The following is a 12,805-nucleotide window of genomic DNA, read 5'->3' as shown; positions in this document are numbered from 1 at the left end:
GGACACGGTCTAAGACCGTGTCCTATGTGGTGAGGCGAACGAGGCGTTTGTAGCAGCAGATGGCTGCGGCGAGTCCGAGGAAGGCCAGGTAGTTGCGGGGGTGGCGTTCGTAGCGGTGGTTGAGCCGGCGGTAGCCGGTGAGCCAGGACATCGTCCGCTCGATCACCCAACGGCGCCGTCCGAGCCGTTCCGATGACTCGACGCCCTTGCGTGCGATACGCACCCCGATCCGTTTGCCGCGTAACCATCTCCGCAGGTGGGGAACGTCGTAGGCCTTGTCGGCGTGGAGGCGGCGAGGTTTGAAGTAGCGGCCGCGGTGGGGGTCGTGTCTCGTTTGGTGACCTGTGATCATGGGCTTCAGTGCGAGGCTGTCGTGAGTATTGGCGGCGGTGATGCCGACGAGGAGGGGCAGCCCGTTCGCATCCGACAGGACGTGCATCTTGGAGCCCGGCTTGCCCCGGTCCACGGGACTCGGACCTGTGAGTTCGCCCCCTTTTTGGCCCTCACGTGGGCGGAGTCCAGGACGGCCCGGGAGAGGTCGAGGAGGCCGGCGTCGTCGAGACGGTGCAAGATCTCCTCGTGCAGCCGGCCCCACACACCTGCCCGCGACCAGATCAGGAACCGGCGGTGAGCCGTCGACTTCGATATCCCGAAGCACGGTGGCAGCGACCGCCAGGCGCATCCGCTGACCAGCACGTAGATGATCGCGGCGAACAGCGTCTCATCAGGCGTATCAGGTGTTCCACCGCCCTGTGACCGCACCTTCGACGGTGGGATCAGCGGCTCCGCGATCTCCCACAACCCGTCCGGAACAATCCAACTCCAAGTACCCCGCCCCATACCGACATCAACGATGCCTCACCACATAGGACACGGTCTTAGACGGCATCTCATTTGGCCTTCTCGGCCAGGCTGTCGGCCATGGTGGGGATCGTTGAGCGGCTGGTGCCGGACGAGCTTGGGGAGCTGCTCCAGCGGGTGGTGCCGGAGGCGCCGTCGCGACCCCAAGGCGGTGGACGGCGCCAGCACGGTGACCGTGAAGTGCTGACCGCGATCGTTTTCGTCACGACGTCGGGTTGTACCTGGCAGCAGCCGCCCACGGCATCGTTCGGCCCTTGGGGGCGACAGCCCACCGACGATTCTCTCAGTGGAGCAAGGCCCGGGTGCAGGCCACGCTCCACCGCCTGGTCCTCGACGAACTCGGCGCCCGGTCGAGCACGACTGGTCCCGCTGCGCGATGACTCGGTGAACATGAGGGCTTGAAAAGAGGGGATCTGACAGGTCCGAATCCTGTCGATCGGGGCGAGTTCGGACGAGCGCGACACAGACGCAGCCTGAGCCTGGCCACGTCCGGTCTGACTTGTCAGACCCTGTATCTAGAGTGCGCCGGGATGGGGCCCGTTCCGAGGACACCAGCACTGGAGAACGGCAGCCTCCCTGGTCTGCACGGGGGCGGTTTCGGCCCAACCGGCGTCCAGGCTTCGTCGAGGGCCACGAGTGCAGCCTGACAGCCCGGCCCCATCCCGCCCGATCACCGTCATCTCTCTGGTGCACGTATCTCCGTACTCCGCAGTGCACTTTCACTGCTCTGGCAAGATTTTCGTAGGCGGAGATCATCTCGGTGCCACGGTCGTCCGGTCTGCATAGCGTCGGCGGAGGTGGGCGATCAGGACGACGCGGTGGCGGAGGAGACGGATGCCGGCGCGTCCGGCCATGAGGCGCTTCTGCAGCTTGACGTCGGTGATGCGGCCCTCGTTGACCCCGGAGTTGTAAGGGGTCGTGAATCCCTGGGCAACGGCATGCCGGTCTTCGCGCAAGGCTCGTGCAAGGCCGGTCAGCGGTGCCAATCCCGTGTTCGCGAGGTCGTCCAGCCACTCTGGCAGAGATGTCGCGTCGCGGTTTTCGAGCATGGCAGCGAATCGTCGGACCAGGTCGTGGGCGGTCCTGAGTTCAGGGCAGTGGTCGAGGAGGCGGGGCAGGCGGTCGTTGATGTGCGGGCTGCGGCGATGTGGGTGGGTAGTTATCCATCGGGCGGCTTCGCGTGGAGAGGGCGGTCGCTCGCGTGGCTCGTCCAGGGGCAGGCCGCGCCTGAGGGGTGCGACGGCCATTTTCACGCGCTGGTAGTGACCAAGGTAGCCCTTGGTCTGCAGTTCTTCGTGCAGGATCTTCGCGCTGTGCTGTCCCTCGTCCCAGCGTTGTTGCAGGTAGTCGAGGTAGGGATCCAGTGTGGAGGACTTGCGGGGCGGGCGCCGCACCACCTCCTGCCAGGTGTTGGCTCGGGCGTACTTGCTGACGGTACGGCGGTTCAGGCCGAGCTCCCGGGCCACGGAGCTGTGGCTCCGACCAGAACGGGCCAAGGCCTGAACGGCTTCGAAAAGCCTTTGAGCGTGGCGCTCGGATCGCGTGTCCGCGGTGGTGTTCTCGAGGGGCTCCTCGACCGGCGCGGGAGCGACATCGCTGATCGGAGGCAGTGCTGCGGGCAGGCAGCCGCGGTGGGCGGAGGCGATGTCCTGGACTCGGCGGGAGAGGCCTTGCCAGAGGTGAAAGCGGTCGCTGACCTGCACTGCATTCGGGGCACCGGCGGTGATGCCCTGCCGGTAGGCAAGGGAACCGTCGCGGCAGGCGACCTCGACACCTGGGTGGTCGCGGAGCCAGCGGCCGAGTCGTTCCGCGTCGCGTCCTTCCCAAAGGGTGAGCGGGAGCCGGGTGGTGGCGTCCACCAGGAGAGTTCCGTAGGCGTCACCGTAGAGAGCGAAGTCGTCGACCCCCAGGACCCGTGGCGTGACCAGTGGCGGCAGTGGCACCCGCATCAGCTGGGACAGGACGGCGACCCGAGAGAGCCTGATGTTCAAGATCCGAAGCATCCGGGATCCGCCCCGGCCGGCCAGGACCACGCCGACGTCCTCCACCAAGGACTGCAGTCGGGGTGTCCGGCGCTGGTAGCGCATGGTCAGGCCCGGTACTTGTTCGGCGAAGGTCGCCTTCGGGCAGGTCCTGTTCTCGCAGTACAGACGGCGTACGGACAGATCGATGCGCAGAGGACGGCCGGCGAGCGTCACGTCGGCGAGGTGCCGTGCGTAGCGGCTGTGGCACCACTCGCTGAGCTGGCCGCATCCCGTGCATCCCGCCGGTTCACCGGATCTCGTGCGGACACGGACCGCCACCGCGGTATCGGATACCTCAACCGAAACCACCTGCACATCAGACAACTGCGGTAACAGACTGACCAGTTCAACAGAGCACAATCACAGGCTGCCCGTCCTGCGAACCGCCCGACCGTGGCACCGAGATGATCTCCGCCTACGAAAATCTTGCCAGAGCCACTTTCACGAGTACGCCGACAGCCGCCACAGATGGGTCGTCGAAAGGACCACGCCCTGGCTCGCCGGCTGCCGACGACTACACCGCGCTACGAACGCAAGGCTGAGCACTTCCTCGCCTTCACCAGCCTCGCCTGAAACCCTCATCTGCTACCGCCGACTGGCCAGATGAGATGACGTCTAAAGCCGGCGACCAGCGGGCGCAGCGCCTGGGCATCGCCAGCCATTTTCCATCCGCTGCCAGCGTCGCGGCTGCAACTGGGGTGCCATCCCGATACAGGCTCCATGGTGCTGGGTTCGTGCAATGCCCAAGTCCGTGGCACCCCGCCTCGCCCAGCAGAGGCAGAATAACAACCAGACCCTCGTAATCGCCACGTCGCCCTGCAGTCGCACTGACGGGTCAGCGGACCTATGCCGCGACGATCGTGACGTCCCGCACGCAGCCTCTTCGGAACGACCACTCGTGCGGCCTCGAGGCTCCCCGGCCTCGCGAGACTGGCCTAAACCAACACTGAATATGGCTCGAAAATATCCAAGCCTTAGAATCCTCCGCTTCTTGGTTTTGTCACTTTATGTCGCACACCGGGGCCGCAGGGCCAGTGATCCAGCCGATGCACTGCAATGCGCCACAGTTGGCGATTCGGACATTGCAGCCATATAGGCCAGGGATCATGAAAAGTTGCCAATGCTGCCGTAAAGGCAATCTTGCTTGCCGATCTTGGGAACATACATCTAAGATCAAATCCGTCGTCAGCAACACAGCTGGCCAATGAAGGGAATACATATGGGCAGCACCGGAAACCTCGTTCTCGATGACGCGGCCGTGGAGCGCTTCGACGCTCTCCTCGCTGACGAGGGCATCATGCGCGCGGGATTCGTCATCTCTGAGGCCGACAACACCAACAGCCCGGAAGACGCCTCGAACATCTAATAGAAGTCGGATAGACATGGCCATATAGGCCAGATACGGTCGCTGCGCCATAAGGCGCAGCGACCGCGCTCCGTTCTCCGCAAAAACATTTCCTGCGAGAGGCGGTAGCCGACGACAGACTAGGTTGCGTGAGGAATATGGTTAACCATCTCCACCCCGCATCGGGCCCAATGCATCGGATGACGTCCAGCCTCCGGACTGTCCCGCTGGCCGATACGCTCATCAAGGCTAAAGCCTTTGCTGCCGAGCTCGGGGTTACCAGAGTGACGGATACGACTTGGCTGGATTGTATAGGAGTTCCCGTTTACTCCAGTATCAGGCCAGACGCCGTTCCGAACTCGCTCTGTGTAAATGCCGGTAAGGGAGTCCACCCGGACGAGGCGAAGGTGGGCGCCTACATGGAGGCAATCGAGTTCGCCCTCGCAGAGTACCGAAACCGTTCGATTGAAGTCGTTATGTCGACGCCCGGGGAAGTCATGTCCCAGAAGGGAATCGAATTTGACTTCGTCGACCTGTGTCCCATTCTAGGACGACAGGTTGATGCCGACGGCCCACTGGCCTGCGTCGAAGCAGAAGATATCGCTACTGGGAATCGGATTCTCCTGCCAGCCGAGTTGGCCTTTTCTCCATTCTCCGAGAATCCGGGGCAGAGAATCTTCGGCACCAGTACCAATGGCCTGTCCTCTGGAAACACTGTGGCGGAGGCTACCCTGCACGGCCTGTGTGAAGTCATCGAACGTGACACACAGTCGTTCAATTTCGTTCGCGACAAGTCCCGTTACGTTCACTTCGATCACCCGTCCGAGAATATTGATATTCTCCGGGATCGCATAGTCGGGGCGAGTCTCCAGCCTGTCCTGCGATACACGCCCAGCCGCTTTGGAATCCCCTACTTCCAGGGCTTCATCCTGGAATCGTCCGACGAGGCGCCCATTGCCATCTCACAGGGTGCGGGCCTGCACCTAATTCGAGATATTGCTGCAGTCCGAGCACTTGCCGAAGCAGCCCAGTCTCGCCTCTCGTACATTCACGGTGGTCGAGACGACCTGATAGAACGCTACGACTACTTCGCAAATCAGGATGGCGAAGTAGAGCGTCAGGCCACAAGCGAAGTCCGCTCTCGCATACTGAATGAATCAAACAGCATCGCCTACTCAGAAATAGCCTCTGCAGCACCTAACTTCTCTACAATTGACGATGCGTTGCAGTTCCTGAGAGCGAAACTCGCAGAGGCCGGCATCCGCCAAGTGTTTCGGGTAAGGCTTTCTTCCGAAACCATGCCGCTGGCGGTGGTTAAGGTCATCGTCCCAAAGCTCGAACATTTTCAGCCGACCCTGAAACGAGTCGGACCGAGGCTGGTGGATTACATGGACAACAAGGGCAGCGCTGATGAACAAGTCTGATCCGAACAAGCCTGATCTGGCTATCTTCGTCGGCCCGTCGGCTCACGGAATCGACCCTAGTTTCTTCTCAGGCCTAACGGTCCTGCCCCCGGTGCGCAGGGGTGACATCCAGTCTCTGGTGGACGCCACGGATAGGCCAGGGCAAGTTGCCATTGTGGATGGCACCTTTCACAGCTACCCGTCTGTGGGTCATGCAGAGATCCGCACGGCACTCGCGGCCGGCTGGGTCGTCTGGGGTTTGTCATCAATGGGCGCGCTCCGTGCTGCCGAGATGCACAGCATGGGAATGCGAGGCTTCGGCGAGGTCTTCCAGCAGTACGTCATGAATCCGGATCTGGACGATGACGAGGTCGCCCTCCTCCATGGATCAGAGCAGCCCCATCCTCCGCTCTCTGAGCCGCTGATCCATATTCGCGAGTTCCTGGCTAGACTGCAGAAGCGGGATGTTATCGGTCCAGATGAGGCGGACCATATCATCCACACACTCAAGTACAGGTGGTACGGCGAGCGCACCCTGCCTCTGCTCAGAGATTCCTTGGTAGAGCATGGCGGTCTGAGCATGTCAGCAGCAACCGCTGAAGTTCTTGACTTCGGCGATTCGCGCCTTAAGACTCTTGACCTTATCCGCTTCATCGAGGAGAAGCCGTGGCGTTGATTTCACCTGCCATTGCCGAAGAAATCATAGAGGCGGTCGGTGGCCTTCCCTTCCTGTCTCCTGAAGTCAAGCCGGGAACTCTCCTCAGCCTGGCTGCCGGCGTTCGACGAAAGTACGAGCCGAGTGTCTTTCCCGAGCTTCGAGACTACCTCGATCCTGTAAATGCCCTCACTATCTACCGTCGTCATGCCATCAGCCCAATCGATGAGCACAGCTGGGTCCCCCTCCCTCCTGATCGTGAAGCCCTGGTCACGGAGGCGACCAACGACATCGTCCAAGCAGCCCCCGGCTGGGAAGCGCTGTTTGCGCTCCCTCACAGGTACAGGTACCTGACCCAGCCAGACATCAGAAGCCTCACTAGCATGCTGGTACCGCAGACCATCTACCTTGGAAATGATGCATTCCCTCCCAAGGGTCGACTGGAAGAAACTCTAGTACACGAATTTGCTCATGTTTGGCTGAGTTTCCTTGCTGAAATCAGTGACTTTCAATTGGAAGGCTCCCCGCAGAACCTCATGCTTCCCTCCGGTACCAGCGGAAAAGCGCCCAGAGGGGTTCTTTTTGCCGCCCATTTTGCGGCTTCGGCGTGTAACTTCTACGCTCATCGCAACGAAGCTTCCGACATGTCGCGAAGGGCATATCTTCGAGACTACCTAACTGGTTGTCTGGAAACCATAGTCGACCACCCGTACCTATCGCCTATGGGAAATGCAGTGGCTGCACGACTTGCGGATTTCCATGCCGCGATACCTTCCCTGAAAAGCGATAGCTCGACGGCATCGTGACGGGCGCACCGGAGACAGCAGGAGAAACATCCCGAATCGAATCTCCTTCCCAGGGCAAAGAGTCCGGGAAAGGATTCGAGCGTGCCTTCTATATTGCTCAAACAGCTTCCTTCACGAACAGTGTCGGAACGCGATGCGGGCAGTTGGCGATAGCCTGGTGGATCCTCTCAGCTTCAGGAAGCCCCGCCCTCTTTGCCGCTTTCAGCGCATTGGGAACAGCAGCCGAGGTGCTGTCGAGAGGTATCTTCGGATGGTTCGGCGATAGATTTCCTCCCGAGCGAATAATCAAACTGTGCTACTCGATCGATTTCTTCACCATCGGAACCTTGGTGGTTCTGCACACGGCCCATATTTATCAGCCTTACATGCTGGCCGTGTGTCTGCTCGTTCTTGGAATCTGCAACGGAATTAGAGAACCTTTGCAGAACACGCTCATCAAGAACTTGGTGCCAGAGGAACAGATCGTCGATGCAATTCGTCGGCGCAGCGGGGTGAAATCCTCATCATCCCTTGTAGGGCCCGTCGTCGGAGGAATTCTCCTGGCCCTGTTCAATATCGGCGGCTCCCTCGTGGTCAACTTTCTTGCCGTAACGGCAAGCGTCGTCTCGATGTGGTTCGTCGCAACACGGCCGACAGCGCGTGCTCACTCAATACCAGGAGCATTTATTCGTTCTTGGTATAACGGAACCAAGAGCGGATTCGTCGCGCTGGCCAAGGTCAAGTCAGAATTTCACCTCTCTCTGATTGTCTTTGGTGTAAACCTTTCACTGTACCCGATGTTCGCCGTCCTGATCCCCTCGCTCGTAAATCAACATTTCCCACGATTTCCATGGCTTATCGGAGTGCTCGAAGGCGCTTTCGCAGTCGGATTGCTCGTCGGCAGTTTCGGAGCTGTCGGGCGCGTCACCGATTTCCTCGGAAGGAGGCTGGCCGTTTTCGTCGGCTTCGCTCTTTCTGGTACGGCAATGATCGCAACGGGAATCATTGGAACAGTTGCATCTGGCAACGTGGCTGCTGTGATTTCAAGTACTCCCGCGTTTCTCGTAGCCGGGGGAATCGGCCTTACGATGGTTACCATAAATACGGGAACCGTAAGAATGCTGGCAAGTCCTGGAGAGATGCGAAATCGCATCGGTTCGTCCGTAGCATTCCTGTCCGGGATGGCCGTTCCCCTGGGAACGCTCTTGGGCGGTTTCCTCGCAGGTGCCATCGGCGGAGAATTCGCCATGACGATTCTAGGCTTCAACATTCTTGCCGTTTCCTTTGTTGCGTCCAAGAGTAAAGATCTCAGGAATATTCTCGGCATGCCGGATGCAGAGCTCCCTGGGGCCTATCAGCGAATCTATCCATCCGCGTTTTCTGCCGAAATGGGGCCATCGCGTGAAGTTTGACGAACTCGGGCGTGAATTCGATATTCCTCTCATCTCAGAGAAATTCTGGGACGAGATCATGGCTGCAACTGATGGAGGCGCGAAGCCGGCCGTAATCAGTCTAGGGGAGCTGCAGGGAAAGATTTTTCCAGTTACCGACATACTGGACCTTGCGGCCGCAGTGTTCCAAGACGGTGATGTATCGGTTAATGCTGACGGATCGATGCTGACTGAGCCAAAGTACTCCGGTAGGGTTCCGTCCACCGTGGCCGATTTCGAGCAATTTATTCTGGAAACGGCTGCCGCCAATGATGCCGAATCCATCATCCTCTCGAAGTCCTACTGTCTGAAGTACTCGGACAGAGTGGCGATGATGGCCAGATCGTTCATCAGCGGCTACGTCGAGCGCCTGGGAATACCAGATCCAGGGATTAATGCAGTTCTCATCGCAGGTCACTACAAGGAAACTTGGATTGGCTTGCACAACGACTTCTGTAGTACATTTCTTAACCCAGTCTATGGGCGAAAGAAAGTAATGATGTGGCCCCCGGAATACTTCGATGAGGTGGGCCTTGAGAAGACATTGGCCGTGGGCGGGTATCGATTTGGGCGCGTTGATGTAGATCCATACGCCAAAGATGCAGTGACGTTCTCGGTAGAGCCCGGAGAGTTCCTCTTCATTCCCGCCAACTGGTGGCACTATAATCGGCTGCCGGGACGCGAAACCTCCCTCGCTTTGTCGCTAGGAATCTTCGCGGACGGAACCGTCCGAGAAAATTCGAAGAGGGCGCTTTCTGTGGCTCTAGAGAGCGACCTTGGGAAGCAGACCCTGGAACCTTGGAACGGAATCTCTGCCGGAACCATCGACTCGCTTGAATCCATCGAACTTCCAAATCAGCTGGAAGGCCTAATGGGAGCGATTCGAGAGAACCTGCTGATCCAGATGCTAGCTCGGTCCTCCGCCAGAGGGGTCATCGCTGGAGGCAGTGCATTCCGAGACGCCCGACCGATCGCATCCGATTCAATCCTGCAGGGGCGATCTGATGCACCCGTGATTCTCCTCAAACAGGATGACGGATCCGGGCTTCTGTTCGCGTTGGGGGCAATTATCAAGATCCGTTCCGCCGCCCAAGTAGAAAAGTTCGTATCGCAGTTGGCGACAGGTAAGCCGTTCAATATCCTGAAAACGGCCGGGCCGGGGGAAGCCGCTAAGGCCGCCGAGGAACTTTCCTCTTGGCTGTATGTTCGTGGTGGAGTGGAGATCATCGGCTGAAAGGCTCCTTCAAGGCCCGGGTTCGAAGCGCAAGTGCTGCCCCGGCCGCTGTCGAAGCGGCTAAAGTCGGGGCAGCACGTGCCGACATGGTGTGCGGGGGGTCAGGTCCGGTGCCCGGAACGAACTGGGAACGCAGTACCACCGGGCTGCCCCATGTGTCGAGGTAACCGGCAGCTCCGGGTTGCACAGGCAGGTGAACTCGCTGGCTGCTTCCAGGCACTGCGGGCTCGCGGGGCAGGGGTCGAGTAGATGTCCCCCATGGAGGCTGTCTCGAAGCGTCGTGCGAGCTCAGACAGCCGGCCTGCGGGAGCGGGGTTCGCGTCACGGTCACCTGTGGGTCGAGGCCGAAGGCGTCCGCCGCCGGATCCATACATCGACGACAGACGGCGGCGAGGCCGTTCTGGATCCGCACCGACCCACGGTCGCGGTACGGACCCGGTGAGACGCGCGAGGCGGCCCGCCGCGAGTGCCAGCCCCACGGCACTCGCAGGCAACAGGGGGTGGACGGCTCCCGGTTTCCGTCCCCTCTCCATCGCGGCGCCAGCGCGGCCGCGGTACCGCATCTGTGAGTTCCTGCCCCGGCACGGCTGTTGTGAGGGGGCGCTCTGGGCGGCACATGCGGTTCATGCCGGTGCGGACCATGCGGAGGGGCAGACGGGCAGGGGGCTGGGCGCACTCCAGGCTGCGCACACCTGCCAGGTGGTTGTGCCGCTCGACGACAGACGACGATACGGAGCCAGGCGGTCGTGTACTACGACGTCGGCAGCGGTGCGGACGCGCCGTCGTCGTCGGAGTGGCACTGCTGGGACGGACGCTCCTGCCGACCGCGGGCCGCGTTACCTCGCGGGCAAGCACATCGCCCTGCTCGGCATGGCCTTCAAGCCCGGCACCGACGACATGCGCGAAGCCCCCTCCACCGTGCTCGCCCGCCGCCTGCTCGCCGATGGCGCACACGTACGTTCCTGGGACACCCTGGCACGCCCGGCCGTTGGCGAACCGTGGGACTCAGTGTCCCGATGGTCGACCCCCCCAGCAGGCTCTCGCCGGTGCGGACGCGGCGGTGATCGTGACCGAATGGCCCGAGCTCGCCGAAGTCGTGGACGCCCTCAGCCACGCCTCCGACCGGATCACCGCGCTCGCCGAGATCCGCCGCATCCTCACCCCCGGCGGCCGTGCCGTCATCGTGGCGCCTCCTCTACCAGCTGTGGCAGACGCGGGCCGATGACCTCGCCCGCCACTTGGGCGAGGAGCAGGCCTGCGACATGCTCGCCGAAGCAGCCCGCCGCCAGCCCATGCTGGCTGGCCGGAGGGCGGTCGCTCTCACGCTCCGCCGCCCACTACGCTGCACCGACGCGCCTACCACCTTGGAGAGCCGATGACCCGCATCGCGGTCCTCTCAGCCGGATCATGGGGCACCAGCATGGGGGCCGTCCTCGCGGACGCCGGGAACCAGGTCGTTCTCCACGCCCGTCGCCCCGAACTCGCCGACGCGATCAACTCCCAGCACGAGAACCCCCGCTACCTCCCCGGCATCTGCCTCCCCGAAGGAATCACCGCCACGACCGACGAGGCCGAGGCCGTCCGCGGCGCCGAGGTCGTCGTGGTGTCGATCCCCGCGCAGACCCTGCGCGAGAACTTCACCCGATGGACACCGCTGTTCGACAACGACGCCCTGGTGGTGAGCCTGATGAAGGGCATCGAGACCGGCACCGGCATGCGCATGAGCCAGGTGATCACCGAGGTGACCGGCATGCCCTCCGACCGCGTTGCCGTCCTGTCCGGTCCGAATCTGGCCCGCGAGGTCGCCGCACGACAGCCAGCCGCCTCCACGATCGCCTGCACCAGAGACACCGTCGCCAGCCGCCTCCAAGCCCTCGCCCAGACGCCGTACTTCCGCCCTTACACCACCAACGACGTCATCGGGTGCGAACTCGGCGGAGCCGTCAAGAACGTCATCGCCCTCGCCGTCGGCCTCGCCACCGGCATGCGGCTCGGCGACAACTCCCGCGCCGTCCGCATCACCCGCGGACTCGCCGAAACCGCCCGGCTCGGCCTCGCCCTCGGCGCCGACCCCCTCACCTTCTCCGGCCTCGCAGGAGTCGGCGACCTCATGGCCACCTGCTCCTCACCCCTCTCCCGGAACCGGACCTTCGGCGAGCACCTCGGCCGCGGCCTCACCCTCGACCAGGCCACCGCCGCCACCAGCCAGACCGCCGAAGGCGTCAAATCCGCCGAGTCGGTGCTCCAACTCGCCCGCCGCCACGGCGTCGAAATGCCCATCACCGAAGTCGTCGTCAACGTGCTGCACGGCCGGATCACCACCAGCCAGGCAGCCACCCGGCTCATGGAACGGACCCCCAGAGCCGAGCGGTACGCCGCCTGACCACCGCCTCCGCTGACCGGCCGGTGCCCGGATCAACGCTTCCCCCGCGGTGCCGTCCTTCTGGTGGTGGACGTACGCCGGAGTGCGCCCCAGGCCAGATATTCACTCTCCTGGGTGAACCGGGGGACTGTGGGGTGGCGGGTGTCCCGGGTGCTGGGGGTCTGAGTGGACGTCCGCGACGCCGCCGAGGCCGCTGCCGCCCGCGCAAGTGCACCGTTCCTCGCCAAGGCCGGCTGCATCGGCGCGGCCCTCGCCCTGATCGGCATGCTCGGCCTCGGCACCACCACCCTGATTGCAGGCGCCGCTAAGAAGGCGGCCGACGGAAAGAACAGCGGCGGCGGGTGCGAGTCTCCCGTCTGGCTAGGTGCCCAGGTGGCGACCTGCGGGCGGGGCTTGGTGGTGGTCTGCTCGCTCATGCTGCACCCTCCCTTTCTGCCGATACGGAGGTGTGGGTGGCGCGCCGCAGCTCGACGCCGCCGGTCCGCCAGGCGGCGGAGGTCGCCCAGTGGGGGTGGGTGCACGGCGTTCCGGAGAGGGCGATCAGCCGGCGCCGCAGCGCGGTCGTACCGGCCCCGGCGGGGGCCTGTGCGAGCTCGGCGTAGGCCTGCTGCCACGCCCGTCGGAGCGTGATCAGGTCCTCGGGGAAACGGAACGGTGGTCTCACACCACAAGTGAAACACGTGTT

Annotated in this window: 12 protein-coding genes and 2 pseudogenes; 11 read left to right on the top strand and 3 right to left on the bottom strand. The window is 62.5% G+C overall.

Features of this window, described 5'->3' with window-relative positions:
• Nucleotides 1-22: 22 nt before the first annotated feature.
• A protein-coding gene (locus AB8A24_RS31640) for an IS5 family transposase (protein WP_328965688.1) occupies nucleotides 23-840 on the bottom strand; the annotation gives its coding sequence in 2 pieces (ribosomal slippage) (nucleotides 23-498 and nucleotides 498-840; 819 coding nt in all).
• Nucleotides 841-921: 81 nt separating this feature from the next.
• Here AB8A24_RS31640 and AB8A24_RS31635 point away from each other — a divergent pair.
• Nucleotides 922-1,263, top strand: coding sequence for a transposase (locus AB8A24_RS31635; protein WP_369478233.1), 342 nt, complete (start codon nucleotides 922-924; stop codon nucleotides 1,261-1,263).
• A 350-nt stretch (nucleotides 1,264-1,613) separates the two neighbouring features.
• Here the strand turns inward: AB8A24_RS31635 and AB8A24_RS31630 are convergent, their stop codons facing one another.
• Nucleotides 1,614-3,245 carry an ISL3 family transposase gene (locus tag AB8A24_RS31630; RefSeq protein ID WP_369478232.1) on the bottom strand — a complete coding sequence of 544 codons (1,632 nt, stop codon included), beginning with the start codon at nucleotides 3,243-3,245 and terminating at the stop codon, nucleotides 1,614-1,616.
• 100 nt (nucleotides 3,246-3,345) lie between these two features.
• On the opposite strand from AB8A24_RS31630, the pseudogene AB8A24_RS31625 reads away from it, so the two are divergent.
• From AB8A24_RS31625 to AB8A24_RS31580, 10 genes and pseudogenes are all read left to right on the top strand, one after another.
• Nucleotides 3,346-3,492, top strand: a pseudogene (locus AB8A24_RS31625) (IS5/IS1182 family transposase); the annotation flags it as partial.
• 597 nt (nucleotides 3,493-4,089) lie between these two features.
• Nucleotides 4,090-4,251 (top strand): hypothetical protein, encoded by a 162-nt coding sequence (locus AB8A24_RS31620; protein ID WP_369478231.1) that lies wholly within the window; start codon nucleotides 4,090-4,092, stop codon nucleotides 4,249-4,251.
• Between the two features lie 137 nt (nucleotides 4,252-4,388).
• Nucleotides 4,389-5,654, top strand: a complete 1,266-nt coding sequence (locus AB8A24_RS31615; protein WP_369478235.1) for a YcaO-like family protein — start codon at nucleotides 4,389-4,391, stop codon at nucleotides 5,652-5,654.
• Entirely contained in the window at nucleotides 5,641-6,309 is a 669-nt protein-coding gene (locus AB8A24_RS31610) for a TfuA-like protein (protein WP_369478230.1), read from the top strand. Before AB8A24_RS31615 ends, AB8A24_RS31610 begins: the two co-directional genes overlap by 14 nt.
• Nucleotides 6,300-7,094, top strand: coding sequence for a hypothetical protein (locus tag AB8A24_RS31605; protein WP_369478229.1), 795 nt, complete (start codon nucleotides 6,300-6,302; stop codon nucleotides 7,092-7,094). Before AB8A24_RS31610 ends, AB8A24_RS31605 begins: the two co-directional genes overlap by 10 nt.
• Nucleotides 7,091-8,485: an MFS transporter gene (locus AB8A24_RS31600; RefSeq protein ID WP_369478227.1), complete on the top strand. Its 1,395-nt coding sequence runs from the start codon at nucleotides 7,091-7,093 to the stop codon at nucleotides 8,483-8,485. Before AB8A24_RS31605 ends, AB8A24_RS31600 begins: the two co-directional genes overlap by 4 nt.
• The gene (locus tag AB8A24_RS31595) at nucleotides 8,475-9,737 is read left to right on the top strand and encodes a cupin-like domain-containing protein (protein WP_369478225.1); all 1,263 of its coding nucleotides are present in this window, start codon (nucleotides 8,475-8,477) and stop codon (nucleotides 9,735-9,737) included. The genes AB8A24_RS31600 and AB8A24_RS31595 overlap by 11 nt, the downstream gene beginning before the upstream one ends.
• Nucleotides 9,738-9,986: 249 nt before the next feature.
• Nucleotides 9,987-10,661, top strand: a pseudogene (locus AB8A24_RS31590) (hypothetical protein); the annotation flags it as partial.
• 136 nt (nucleotides 10,662-10,797) lie between these two features.
• Nucleotides 10,798-10,962, top strand: coding sequence for a hypothetical protein (locus AB8A24_RS31585; protein WP_369478223.1), 165 nt, complete (start codon nucleotides 10,798-10,800; stop codon nucleotides 10,960-10,962).
• A gap of 150 nt (nucleotides 10,963-11,112) precedes the next feature.
• Nucleotides 11,113-12,120, top strand: a complete 1,008-nt coding sequence (locus AB8A24_RS31580; protein WP_369478222.1) for an NAD(P)H-dependent glycerol-3-phosphate dehydrogenase — start codon at nucleotides 11,113-11,115, stop codon at nucleotides 12,118-12,120.
• Nucleotides 12,121-12,532: 412 nt separating this feature from the next.
• Here the strand turns inward: AB8A24_RS31580 and AB8A24_RS31575 are convergent, their stop codons facing one another.
• A complete protein-coding gene (locus tag AB8A24_RS31575) occupies nucleotides 12,533-12,784 on the bottom strand; it encodes a hypothetical protein (protein WP_369478220.1) in 252 nt (83 codons plus the stop codon).
• Nucleotides 12,785-12,805 lie beyond the last annotated feature (21 nt).

This window comes from Streptomyces sp. BF23-19, from assembly GCF_041106355.1.
Lineage (GTDB): Bacteria > Actinomycetota > Actinomycetes > Streptomycetales > Streptomycetaceae > Streptomyces > Streptomyces virginiae_A.
Note: the sequence above shows the minus strand (reverse complement) of the source record. Positions and strands in the feature narration are given on the sequence as shown.